Below are 12309 nucleotides of genomic sequence, written 5' to 3'. Positions count from 1 at the left end.
CTATATATGTAAATGTGCGAAGGTTTCTGTGGTTTTTTCCGTTACAATGTGACTGTTAGTGTATTTATTGCAGAAATGTAAAATTTTATTTATGAGTGAAGATATTGGTGCTTTTGTCAATCGTATGGGCAAAAATATTAAGCATTTACGTAAATGGGCACAACGTCAGGATATAGAGGCATGGCGTATGTATGACCGGGATATTCCACAGTATCCATTTGCTGCTGACATTTATGCCGATCATGTACATTTACAAGAATATGATACGGGCTGGTTGATGCATAAGACAGACTATGAAAAATGGTTGGCTGAAGTAGTGGAGGCTGTTTTATTTGTGACTGGTCTGCCGAAAGAACATATTCATGTGAAAAAAAGACAAAGGCAAAAAGGTAAAGATCAGTATGAAAAAACTGGTGTTACGGGTACGGATTTTGTAATTCATGAGCATGGGCGTGCATTCTGGGTGAATCTGGATAAATATCTGGATACAGGTTTATTTCTTGATCATCGTAATACTCGCCAGAAAATAGGCAATATAGCGGCGGGAAAACGATTTTTGAATTTATTTGCTTATACAGGCAGTTTTTCAGTATATGCTGCAACTGGCGGTGCTTTATTCAGCGAAACTGTAGATCTCTCGAATACTTATCTGCAATGGGCACAACGAAATTTTGAATTGAACGGGCTGGATATGCTGGCTCATCAGATTGTTCGTGCTGATGTATTTCAATATTTGCAGAAAGCTGTTGAAGATCACAAACAGTTTGATTTGATTGTAATGGATCCGCCAAGTTTCTCAAATAGTAAGAAAATGCTGGATATTCTGGATATTCAGCGGGATCAGGAAAAACTGATAGATGGTGCAATGCGTTTATTATCGAAACAGGGTAGTTTGTATTTTTCAAATAATCTGCGTAGTTTTACTTTAAATCCGGTTCTGGAGCAACGTTATGATGTAAATAATATTTCCAGAAAAACAATACCTGAAGATTTTCGCAATACTCGTATTCATCAATGTTGGGAAATCCGGCATCGTTAATCAAAAGGTCAATTTGCGGGAGATAAAAATGATTCGGGCTATACAATTATTTTTAGTTTTTGGTGTATTGAGTTTGTCAGAGTGGTTATTTTCTGTAGCTGAGGCCGCTGTTATCTACCATTCAGGTCGTGGCGAACGTCATGTTTATGTCGATTTACCCGTTTCATCAACTACAACCATTAATAAAACAGTACATATTAATGCTCCTGCCGGTGCAACAGTGATTTATACGGATACGCCGGTTTATCCTGCTGCACTTCCGTATCCTCCGGTTTATCCTATTGCATCCAGTATTAGTTTACGGCCGGTAAGCCATGGCTGTCTGCGTAATGATGGCATGTCTTCGGTCTGGCAGTCGGTAGCACTCGATTCCTGTGCCGGCGGTGAAATCAGCGAGGCTTTTTATTTTCATCAGGGGCAAGTGTGGCTGAATAATCGTTGTCTTGCGGTGAAAAATCATTCAGTAGGGACAGTTTTCTGTGAACCGGACAGGAACAATAATTGGTTGCTTACAGGCAGACAGATTCGTGACAGAAACAGTAATTTATGTGTAGATGGTTCACAAGGACATTTACAATTGCGGCCTTGCAGTAATGATAAAAGTCAGCAGTTTCATTAAATCTGTTTACAGATTTGTTAATATAATAAATATATCCAATAAAAATTATTGTTATATTTTATAATGCGAATCTATGTTTGTAATCTTTTGTTTAATGGATAAGTTTAGTAAAAGTAAACAATTTTAACTTAAATATAATTCTGCATGTTTATGTAATGTTATATTTTATTATGTTAAGATAATGCTTGATGAAATTGCTTTAAATTTTTGGAAAAATTTGTTTTTATATTCATAATCATAAATACGGACATTAGTTTTATTTATGTTTTACCTGTGTAAACTTTGCCTGTTTCAGTGTTTTCACTGGTGGAATAATAGCTGTTAAATAAGTAGTAATTAAGCTATTAATCTGATTTATCAGGTAGAAATATAACGAATATGTATGAGAAAAGGCGATTTCATACTGATGACTTTCATTGCAGGAATTTTTGATTTCAGCTAATTTTATTTATATTCTTGGTAAGGTAATTTAATACCACTATGTCTCGTTTTTCTTCCTGTATTCTGCCGCCGGCGATGCTGGGTATTCTGGGCGGCGGCCAGCTGGGTGCAATGTTTACGGTAGCTGCTAAAACAATGGGTTATCAGGTAACGGTTCTGGATCCTGATCCGAATGCGCCAGCAGCACAGTTTGCTGACAGACATTTATGTTCTGCATTCGATGATATTGATGCTTTGCAGCATATGGCCAAATGTGCTGCTGTTACGACTGAATTTGAAAATGTAAGTGCTGATTCAATGCGCTGGCTGGCACAATCTACGGTTGTGTCGCCCTCGGGTGATTGTGTTGCAATTGCTCAGGACAGGCAACAGGAAAAAGAATGGATTGACCGCGCCGGTCTGGTTACCGTGCCTTATGCTGTTATCAGCACGGAATCTGATATTAATGATTCTCTGAAAAAATTGTTACCGGGTATTCTGAAAACAGCCACTTTGGGTTATGACGGAAAAGGACAAAAAACAGTTGATTCTATCGCTGAATTGCGTGAAGCTTTTACTCAATTGCAGCATGTGCGCTGTGTGTTGGAAAAAAAAGTAGATTTACGTGCTGAAATATCAGTAGTGGTTGCCCGTCTGAATAATCAGTATGCAGTGTGTTTTCCGCCTGCAGAAAATCAGCATAAGAATGGTATTCTGGCGTACTCATTAGTACCGGCAAGGCTACCTCAGGCTATATTAAAGCAGGCTGAAAATATGGCTTTTAAGCTGGCTCAGGCCATGAATTATCAAGGGGTACTGGCAGTTGAGATGTTTGTTGTAGGCAATGATATGCAGTTGATTGTTAATGAAATTGCTCCCCGGCCGCATAATTCAGGTCATTACACTTTAGATGCCTGTATTGCTGATCAGTTTCAGCAGCAGGTAAGATTAATGTGTGGTTTGCCTCCGGCAGCCTCAGATTTATTAAAGCCCTGCTGTATGGCGAATATTCTTGGTGATGTCTGGCCTGAAAACGGCGAACCGGACTGGAATGCTGTTCTGAATCATAAAACTGCCTGTTTACATCTGTATGGAAAAAAACAGGTGAGACCCGGCCGTAAAATGGGACATTTTACTGTTCTGGCTGATAACCCTGATCAGGCATGGCAGACAGCACGCAATCTTCATCTTCACTTGCAAAACTCAGCTCAAAATTCTTGCTCGACTGCTTTAGATAAATCCTGTTGATATGGACAAAAGGATAATACCTTGAAACTGATGAGCACAAAACTGTCTCCATTGGCGTGGTTTTCTTCTGGCTGGAAATTATTGGGATATGTCCTGCCAATGGCTCTTGCCTGTGCTGGTATTGCCGGTTTACCTGTTTCTATGGCAATTGCAGGTGTGATGTGTGCTTTGTTATGCAGTCTGCTTTTGGGTGGTAGTAAAAAAATATTATTAACACCATCACCTTTTTCCGCACTAATGCTGATGGCGGCAATAGCCTATTATGCAGGTGTAGTCAGTGAACGTATTACTGTGGCCAGTTTACTTACGCTGTTTACCGGTGGCTGGTTAATATTGATGTCACTGATATTACCCAAACATTGTCTGAACTGGATTGCACGGCCAGTCTGGCATGGTATTGGTTTGGGTATGACGCTAACTCTGATTGTCATGCTTTTTCCGGTCATTTTAGGTGTGCAGGCCAATAATAGTTCATGGCAGGGAATGTGGGAACTGCTGATTAATTGGCAAAGCTGGAATTGGCCAAGTGTGGTTTTGGCCGGTTTATCATTTGCCTTGCTGGTATTATGGAGAAGCAAAACTCAGCCCAAGGCTTTATGGGTATTATTACTGGTATGGATTCTCAGTTATATATGGCCGTTTGCGCTAGTCGGAATTGCTACTCCGGTTCAGCAAAATGTTCAGCTCTGGCCATTTATGAATTCCGTACATGCTGACTGGCCATTATTGTTTTTTTTAAGTGCCACAATAGCACTATTAATATATATGGAAAGTTGTCAGTATTTATCTAATCAGTTCAGGCGTAATGTTGGTCTGGTTGGTTTTAATAATATTCTGGCAGCATTCACCGGAGGTATGGTAATCAGTTTAAGCTACATAGCTGATGAGGTTCTCAGGATTAAGCGTAATACGCTGATAGCAATGTTATTGCTTATGGCACTGATTTTTTGCTGGTCATGGCTGGCATATGTACCATTACCTGTGCTGGCAGTAATTGCGTTATATGTTATTTGTGTTCAGATTAACTGGTGTGAATTACGTTTATATTGCTGGCAATGGAGCGATTTATTGTGGCTGTGTATATCTGCCATACTGATTATTCTGTTTGGTGTCTGTACGGGTTTGTGGCTGGTGATTTCTTTTGCTCTGATAGTAATGTGCTGGTATTCACTCCGGATGCATGCCTGGCCGGTTTTATTGCCTGAAGTTCAGATTATTGCGCAAGAAGCGGTTATCATTTTACCGCAGATATTATTGTTTGCTAATGTCAGCACGCTGCTGAATAAAAGCTATCTTCTTATTAATACGCTGGATATTAAAAAAATATATCTGGATATGAGTGCAGGCTGTCATGCTGATGTGACTGTATTTTTTCATTTACAGGCTCTTGCCCGTAGATTGCATCAGCAGGAAAAAATGTTATTTGTATGTGGTCTGAATGAAAAAACATACCGTATACTTATTGCTAAAAAGCTGGATTATTTATCAGCCGAGCAATTCAGTACCCTCAGTGCTGAATCTTTGTTAATATGTCATAAGTATAATAATGGTCCTGTAATAGCATGATTTGCTCAATATGATAATTGTCGATATGAGTGTCAGTTCTGAGATTTTAATACTGAATATTTTATTCAGGCTGGAGAGAAGATGAGTAAATTCTGGAGTGAGAAAACCAGACAGCTGCAACCTTATGTACCCGGAGAGCAGCCCAAAATAGCTAATCTGGTTAAACTGAATACCAATGAAAATCCATTTCCGCCTTCTCCATTGGTATTAAAAACAATGCAGGCTGTTACTGAAGATTTGCGTTTATATCCTGATCCGAATGCAGATAGATTAAAACAGACCATTGCTGATTATTATGGTTTGTCCAGAGAGCAGATTTTTGTGGGTAATGGTTCGGATGAAGTACTGGCTCAGGCATTTGCTGCTTTTTTTCAGGGAAAACAACAATTATTATTACCCGATATCAGTTATAGTTTTTATCCGGTCTATTGTCAGTTATATGATGTTGAGGCCCGTTATATTCCGCTTGATGAGCACTTCACTATTAATCCGGCCGATTATTATGGTGCTCAGGCCGGAGTTGTTTTTCCTAATCCGAATGCACCTACCGGATGTATTTTGCCTTTGGCTCAGGTTGAACAGATATTACAAGCCAATCCGGACTGTGTGGTACTGGTAGATGAGGCCTATATTGACTTTGGCGGTGAGTCTGCGGTGGCATTGATTGCTGATTACCCTAATTTGCTTGTGGTGCAGACACTTTCAAAATCTCGTTCGCTTGCCGGTATGCGGATTGGTCTTGCACTAGGGCAGGCAGAGCTGATTGAAGGACTTGAGCGGGTTAAAAACAGTTTTAATTCTTATCCGCTTGATCGTTTAGCACAAGCTGGCGCTATTGCGGCATTCGAAGATGAAAATTATTTTCGCTCAACTTGTGCCAAAGTTATTGAAAACCGTATCTGGCTGACTAAACATCTGTCTCAGCTCGGATTTGAGGTTTTACCTTCGCAGGCCAATTTTGTCTTTGCAAGTCATAAAAATAAAACAGCTGTGGAAATTGCTGCTGAGTTACGCCGGCATGGTGTAGTGGTTCGGCATTTTCCTCAGGAAAGAATCAATAATTTTTTACGAATCAGTGTCGGAACACAGCAACAGCAGCAAAGGCTGATTGAAGTATTGAAAGAAATGCTGAATCCATAGACAAATATACATTTTGATTTTGCTAGTCTGGAAGATGCAAATTATCATCTAGAGGTATTTGTTTGATTGATGCAGTTAAGAATAGCTGATGAGCTGATAATCATCTGCTGTTAATTCAAATGTGAAATGCTGATTGGATTGAATGATTATTTTTTTATCCCGTGTTACGAATATGACTCCGATATTTTGCTTTTTTTTCAGTTCACTCAACCCTTGTCTGATACCTAAGCCATAAAAAATAGTTGAATAAATATCTCCTGTTAATGAGTTATCAGAAATGATGGTTACACTGTGCAACTCATTGTTCAGAGGATAGCCGGTGTTCGTATCTAGGATGTGATGATATAGCTGGTCGTTAGAAATGAAATAGCGTTCATAAATGCCGGAAGTGACTACTGATTTGTCTTCGACATGTATGATTCCGAGCAGATTGTTTGCCTCGGCAAAAGGGCGTTTCAAACCAATATGCCATTGCTTGTCAGCAGTAATTGGTGAATAGCCGATTGTTAGTACATTACCTCCGCAATTGATAATTGCCTGAAAAATGTTATATTGAGCTAAGAGCAATTTGATAATGTCCGCAATATAGCCTTTGGCAATGGCTCCTAAATCAATTTCCATACCAGCTTTAGCCAGATATACAGTTTGATTTGTCCGGTTCAGCTCAATGTGATGCGGGTTAGTCAATGTTAGTCTACGGGCTATTTCATCTTTTTCGGGAATACTGTGTCCGTTAAAACCTATTTTCCATAATTTCACCAACGGACCAATTGCCAGATTAAACTTGCTGTCAGGTAACAGGCTGGCTGCTTTAGCCTGACTGATTAAATCAAAAACCAGTTTGCTTACTGCTACCGGCTGTTTGCCGGCAGCATGGTTAATGCCCATCACCTCTGAGTGGTAGCGGTTTACCGTTAACTGAGCTTCCAGTTGCTCTATAGCGTTAAAAACGGCAGAAACTGCGGTTAGGTTTTCAACGAACAGTTTCAGGGAAACCGTTGTCCCCATTAACTGTTGGCTATAGGTGTAACTTGTACCAGACATAAGTGATGAGGTATTTATCTGTAATTAATGATTTTTAGCATATGCAGCAGCCTGATCACCGGCCTGAATACCAAAAATAATGATATCGGCAATGGCGTTCCCTCCAATGCGGTTGCCCCCATGTACACCACCGGCAACTTCACCTGCGGCATAAGCACCTTTAATAATCTCTGCATGAGTATCAAGAACTTCTGTTTTCGTATTAATGGTTACACCACCCATAGTATGGTGAATGCCTGGTGCAATGCGGATAGCGTAAAAGAATGGCTGGTTCAACTGGTGACGCATGCCGGTAGTACGTCCGAAATCTTCATCATGCTGTTGTTTTACAAAATGATTGTAACGCTCTACTGTGGCGATGAGAGAATCCGGATTAATATTCAGCTTTTCTGCGAGTTCCGCCAGTGAGCTGGCTTTTACCGCAAGACCTTTGCTGATGTAGGTTTCTGCTGCTTTATTTTCAGCACAAATCTGTTCATCAAAAAATATATAGGCATAATGTTCAGAAAGGGCAATGATGCTGTTGGATACTTTGTCACGTGTGTCCAGCTCATTGACAAAGCGTTTGCCTTTTTGCGATATCAGAATAGCACCTCTGCCACGGATGGATTCTGATATCAGATAAGCGGTATTTTGCTCTACTGTGGGATGAATCTGTATTTCGTTCATATCAACAGTGCCGGCACCAATTTTTTGTAATAAAGCAATGCCTGAACCGGTTGCTCCTTTATGATTGGTGGTGACAAAATCAGCTAAATCAGGGCGGTAATGGGTGACCATTTGTGCATTGGCTCCAAAGCCACCGGTTGCGATAATGATTGCTTTGGTGCTGATGCGTTGTTCATTTCCTTCTTCGTCGCGCACGATTACTGCGTTAATGTGCCCGTCCTTCATTTCAATATCCGTTACAGAGGTTTCCAGCATTACCTCTATCCCGCGGTCATTAATATTTTTCAGCAGACCGCTAATCAGAAAACCGCCGACTGCTGCACCATTATCGGGACGATGAGTGCGGTCTACACTCATACCGCCTGTGGTAGTCAGGTTATTTAACCGGATTCCTTTTTCATCCAGCCAGTCTATTGCAGTGGGAGCATGCTCGACAAAGTAGTGTAATAATTGCGGGTTATTTTTATTTTTACCGCCTTTTAGGGTTTCGTTATAAAACCATTCTTTATGGTCGGTAATTCCTGCCTGTTGCTGAAAGCGGGTTTCAGCCGCATTCATACCTGCGGATGCTTTGTTGGTATTGCCGCCGATAACCGGCATTTTTTCAATAATAATGACTGAAGCCCCTTTATCATGTGCTTCAATGGCTGCGGCCAGTCCGGCACCGCCGCTTCCGACGACGATTACGTCACAGGATTTATCATCAGCATCACCGCCTTCTACAATTGTCGCTACTTTATATGAGGTTGAAATGGCTTTGGTTACAGCTTTTTTAAATGCATCACATTGTGAAGTAGCTCCACTGATTGCATCTACATAAGGGCTGTTGGCTGCCAGAATCCGTTCTTTAATTTCATTGAAATTACGTACAGAAACATAATCCAGTTTTTCGGCATTGACTAAAGACAAATCTTTGATAAAGTCTTGCCCCAGTTCAACATTTATGACAAATTGGTTATCAAAATCGTCGCTGACAGTTTGCTGATAGGTGCCGGCATGGAATTTTTTGGTATTAATTTCTCTTACCATGCTATGAATAAGCGGAAAACGCCATAATGGTTCAGGAATGTTCAGGTTAGTACGCTGATCGCTGTTCATGGATAGCTGTAAATCATTATGTGTCTGAATGCGTTCAGCCCAGTCAGGATAGGCCACACAAGCGCGCCCTGCAGCGATGAGATCATAGCCATGTGCCATTGCTGTTTCTGCATCAGTTTTATTCACGACATTACCGACGCCGATAACCGGTATCTTAGCCAGTACGGCAGAGCGTAATTGTATGTATTTATCAATTAATGGTGTTTCATCATTGCTGTCAATAATGGATGGCCGCAGTGTGGCAGCCATTGAAAAATGTATATAGTCCAGACCAATTTGAGCGAGTTTGTCGAGCAGGAATAATGAATCGTCAAAAGTAATGCCCGGTACTTCGAGTTCTTCCGGTGAAAACCGGTAACCGATAATAAATTCATCAGATGCATATTTTTTAGCTATTTGCCGGCTGATTTCAAGTATGGCGAGCGGGAAGCGGGCGCGGTTTTCGCGGCTGCCGCCCCATTTATCCTGGCGCTGATTAGCGTGTGGTGAAAAAAACTGCTGGATAAGATAAGTATTGGCGCCATGTATTTCGATTCCGTCAAAACCCGCGGCAATTGCGCGCCTGACAGCTTCGCCGAATTTCTCAATCATATCTTCAACTTCGCCGGCTGTCATTGCTACAGGAACCGTTGCATTCGGACGCGGAATAGCAATCGCACTGGGGCAGACAGGTGTCTGACCGCCGATTAATTGTGGTTCAACCATTCGCCCGCCATGATAGATTTGTATAACAGCTTTGGAACCACGCTCTTTTATGGCTGTGGCTAACAGGCTCAGACCTTCGATACAATCATCATTATGAATGCCTATTGCTCCCGGAAAAGCCGGTCCTAAAGTATCAACATACGCGCATTCAACAATTACTGTGCCAATACTGCCGGCACGTTCACGATAATAATCAATCAGATTATCTGTTACAGTTCCATCATAAAAACCACAGCAGGTTGTCATTGGAGCCATAACTAAACGGTTTTTTAATACAGTACCATTCGGTAACGTCAGCGGATTGAAAAGGGGCGAAGATAGCTTATTCATATTTTGATACGAGTTCATCAGAACGGGATAAAAAGACTTAAATATATGGTAGCGTAAACGCTAATAATCATCTATTAAGCAAAAGGATTATATATTACAATGACATATATATAATATATTGCATTGATGTTTATCAAATTAAGCGGGTTAAATCGGGTAAATAATTTGTTTTGGGTCAGTTTTAAATACTTCTTTAACTATGAGTGAGATTGTTCACTACCACTCTTATATTAAACAGTTTGTACTGCATACTGATTCATACGAGCCACATCCGGCTTTGCGGTTTTCATTATTGAACTAGATATTATCAGCAGAGCATAATTAGGATTGGTTCTGCATATTATTTAACGTGCTGAAAAGATAAAAATTAATTTTTTACAAATATTAATAATCAGGTATTTGCTGTATAAGCATGACTTTGTCTGCTGCGCTCAGGTACAATCTGTTTTTTCTATTGAAATACAGTACTCATGGCATCTCTGGAAACATGGATTGGTTTACGTTATTTACGTGCCAGAAAACGTAATGGGTTTATGTCATTCATTACAGCAGTATCAATAGTTGGGATCGCATTAGGAGTGACAACATTAATTGTTGTTTTATCTGTTATGAATGGTTTCCAAAAAGAAATCCGCAATCAGCTCTTGAGTGTTGCTCCTCATGCTGAAATGGGTTTCTATGAAAATAGTCTGGACCAGCACTGGCAGGATTTGCAGAAGCTTGTTAAAGGTAATCCGCAAGTACTGGGCTCAGCTCCTTATGTGGCTGATCAGGCTTTGCTTGCTAATGCCGGCGAAGTTCGTGGTGTGCAAATACGCGGAATAGATCCGGCACTGGAGGGTAAAGTTGCAGATTATGGTCAGGGTATGCCCAAAAATGGGTTTGCTGATCTTAAGGCGGGTGAGTTTGGTATTCTTCTGGGAAAAGATTTAGCCGATGCACTGGGTGCCAATATCGGAGATAAAATAACCGTTATAACCCCTGATGGCAATGTTACGCCGGCTGGTATGGTGCCACGGCTGAAGCAGTTTACATTAGTAGGTGTAGTTAAAACCAAAATCTATGAAGTGGATAATACACTTGCTTTAACTCATATTACTGATGCACAGAAATTGTACCGGCTGGGAAATAATGTAAGCGGATTGCGTTTAAAGCTGGCTGATCCGCAGAATGCACCGTCTGTCATTCAAAATATTGTGCCGGCAAAACTTCACAATGAAATCTGGATTCGCGACTGGACTTTTCAAAATCGCAGTTATTTTGATGCAGTGCAGATGGAAAAACGGATGATGTTTATTATCCTGTTATTGATCATTGCTGTAGCTGCCTTTAATCTGGTTTCTTCTTTAGTAATGGCAGTTACCGAAAAACAGGCTGATATTGCTATATTGCGTACACTCGGTCTTTCGCCGGGCGGCATCATGCGTATTTTTATGATTCAGGGTGCCATAGCCGGATTCTTCGGTACGTTTTTCGGTGTGTTTTTTGGTGTAACACTCGGGCTGAACATTGGCCGGATCGTTGCCTTTTTTGAACATCTGACTGGTAAGCACCTGATTCCTTCGCAAGTGTATTTTGTAAGCTATCTGCCTTCAGATGTGGAATTTTCTGATGTTTGTATGATTGCTGTTATTTCATTATTACTGGCTTTCGTTGCTACTTTATATCCAAGCTGGCGTGCCGCCAAAACTCAGCCGGCGGAGGCTCTGCGCTATGAATAAACCAGAGTATGTTCTTGAATGTGAGCATGTCAGCAAAACTTATGATGACGGACATTTACAGGTATCTGTACTGGAGGATTTAGATTTCAAAGTCAGATGCGGTCAAAGTGTGAGTATAGTTGGTGCGTCCGGAAGCGGAAAATCTACTTTGCTGCATTTACTTGGCGGACTAGATACACCCAGTAGCGGTACTATACGTCTGATGGGACAAGATATTACTCGTCTTGGGCAGAAAGCCATAGGTCAGTTGCGTAACCAGTATCTGGGCTTTGTTTATCAATTCCACCATTTGTTGCCAGAGTTTACTGCGCTGGAAAATGTAATGATGCCTTTACTGATTGGACGTATACCGAAGGCTCAGGCAGAAGAACGTGCTAAGAAAATGCTGGATAAAGTAGGGCTTAAGCAGCGTATGATTCACCGCCCCGGCGAATTGTCTGGTGGTGAGCGGCAACGGGCTGCTATTGCACGTGCGCTGGTTACTCATCCCGCCTGTATATTGGCTGATGAACCTACGGGCAATCTAGATCGGAAAAATGCCGGCAATGTACTGGATATGATGCTGGATTTACAACATGAACTGAATACAAGTCTGGTAGTTGTTACCCATGATGATGAGCTTGCTCAGCGTTTTGATGAAGTATTGACGGTAGCAGATGGCAAATTATTACCATTCAATGTTCGTTGATGTATGAATGTATAGGTTGTAT

The 12309-nt window shown here is 41.0% G+C and carries 9 protein-coding genes; 7 read left to right on the top strand and 2 right to left on the bottom strand.

Annotation, left to right across the window (positions count from 1 at the left end; genetic code table 11):
• Positions 1-91 precede the first annotated feature (91 nt).
• The 5 genes from H3U82_RS05005 to hisC all read left to right on the top strand — a co-directional run bounded on the left by H3U82_RS05005 (position 92) and on the right by hisC (position 6032).
• On the top strand, positions 92-1039 hold the full coding sequence (locus tag H3U82_RS05005) for a class I SAM-dependent methyltransferase (protein WP_198209516.1): 948 nt from the start codon (positions 92-94) through the stop codon (positions 1037-1039).
• 28 nt (positions 1040-1067) lie between these two features.
• Positions 1068-1658: a ricin-type beta-trefoil lectin domain protein gene (locus H3U82_RS10960; RefSeq protein ID WP_198206623.1), complete on the top strand. Its 591-nt coding sequence runs from the start codon at positions 1068-1070 to the stop codon at positions 1656-1658.
• Positions 1659-2138: 480 nt separating this feature from the next.
• Entirely contained in the window at positions 2139-3326 is a 1188-nt protein-coding gene (locus tag H3U82_RS04995) for a 5-(carboxyamino)imidazole ribonucleotide synthase (protein ID WP_198209514.1), read from the top strand.
• A 30-nt stretch (positions 3327-3356) separates the two neighbouring features.
• Positions 3357-4892 carry a SulP family inorganic anion transporter gene (locus H3U82_RS04990; RefSeq protein ID WP_198209512.1) on the top strand — a complete coding sequence of 512 codons (1536 nt, stop codon included), beginning with the start codon at positions 3357-3359 and terminating at the stop codon, positions 4890-4892.
• A gap of 81 nt (positions 4893-4973) precedes the next feature.
• Positions 4974-6032 carry a histidinol-phosphate transaminase gene (gene hisC / locus H3U82_RS04985; RefSeq protein ID WP_198209509.1) on the top strand — a complete coding sequence of 353 codons (1059 nt, stop codon included), beginning with the start codon at positions 4974-4976 and terminating at the stop codon, positions 6030-6032.
• Between the two features lie 75 nt (positions 6033-6107).
• On the opposite strand, the gene H3U82_RS04980 is transcribed toward hisC, so the two are convergent.
• Both H3U82_RS04980 and H3U82_RS04975 read right to left on the bottom strand, forming a co-directional pair.
• Positions 6108-7076 (bottom strand): FAD:protein FMN transferase, encoded by a 969-nt coding sequence (locus H3U82_RS04980; protein ID WP_198209507.1) that lies wholly within the window; start codon positions 7074-7076, stop codon positions 6108-6110.
• Positions 7077-7100: 24 nt separating this feature from the next.
• Positions 7101-9878 (bottom strand): flavocytochrome c, encoded by a 2778-nt coding sequence (locus H3U82_RS04975; RefSeq protein ID WP_198209505.1) that lies wholly within the window; start codon positions 9876-9878, stop codon positions 7101-7103.
• Between the two features lie 470 nt (positions 9879-10348).
• Between H3U82_RS04975 and H3U82_RS04970 the strand changes: the two genes are divergently transcribed.
• Together H3U82_RS04970 and lolD are read left to right on the top strand one after the other, a co-directional pair.
• Positions 10349-11599, top strand: coding sequence for a lipoprotein-releasing ABC transporter permease subunit (locus H3U82_RS04970; protein WP_078475273.1), 1251 nt, complete (start codon positions 10349-10351; stop codon positions 11597-11599).
• Positions 11592-12287: a lipoprotein-releasing ABC transporter ATP-binding protein LolD gene (gene lolD, locus H3U82_RS04965; protein ID WP_025330469.1), complete on the top strand. Its 696-nt coding sequence runs from the start codon at positions 11592-11594 to the stop codon at positions 12285-12287. The genes H3U82_RS04970 and lolD overlap by 8 nt, the downstream gene beginning before the upstream one ends.
• Positions 12288-12309: the final 22 nt, after the last annotated feature.

The sequence above is a fragment of the Snodgrassella sp. W8132 genome, from assembly GCF_016100865.1.
In the GTDB taxonomy this organism is placed as follows: Bacteria; Pseudomonadota; Gammaproteobacteria; order Burkholderiales; family Neisseriaceae; genus Snodgrassella; species Snodgrassella alvi.
This window is presented reverse-complemented; position numbering and strand designations above follow the sequence as displayed.